We start from the raw sequence: 633 nt of genomic DNA, 5'->3' as shown, positions 1-633 counted from the left end.
GCCCGTGAGCTGAACTGCAGCAACACGATTTGGAAGGGGAAACTGCTGCATCTGGAGTATTCGGCTAGAAAGAAGCTGCATATCGATATCCGTATGCCGATGGGTATGACGATAGAGGAGACGCAGAAGGCGTATTGCGAGGCGGCTGGGATTCCCTACGACAAGAGCTGCATCACGCCGGAGAGAATCATCTTTATCACGGATAAGGACTCGGAGATCTATCGCTCGAAGGAGTGGTATGGGGTTCTGCCGGATGAGGAGATTCAAGCCCGCAGAGAGGCTTTTCTGAAGCGTGGGCTTACGATTGATGGAAGGGGGACGGCTCGCTATGGCTTGCTTGCCGGGGATTGCAAATCCCCGGAACGCCTGGCGGGGGACTTTCAGGGGCAAATACCTAATTGCAAATCCCCGGAACGCCTGGCGGGGGACTTTCAGGGGCAAGTACCTAATTGCAAATCCCCGGAATGCCTGTCGGGGGACTTTCAGGGGCAAGTACCTAATTGCAAATCCCCGGAACGCCTGTCGGGGGACTTTCAGGGGCAAATACCTAGCGATGGTAATCATAAAGTTCAAAGTTCAAATCTTAAAGTTCAAAGTAATGACGATGTTCAAGACAATCGATTTCAGGGCACT

At 52.6% G+C, this 633-nt stretch carries 1 pseudogene; it reads left to right on the top strand.

What is annotated here, in order from left to right:
- Positions 1 to 633: pseudogene (locus AAAT87_RS15455) on the top strand (hypothetical protein); the annotation flags it as partial.

The sequence above is a fragment of the Segatella sinensis genome, from assembly GCF_040095255.1.
Lineage (GTDB): Bacteria > Bacteroidota > Bacteroidia > Bacteroidales > Bacteroidaceae > Prevotella > Prevotella sinensis.
Note: the sequence above shows the minus strand (reverse complement) of the source record. Positions and strands in the feature narration are given on the sequence as shown.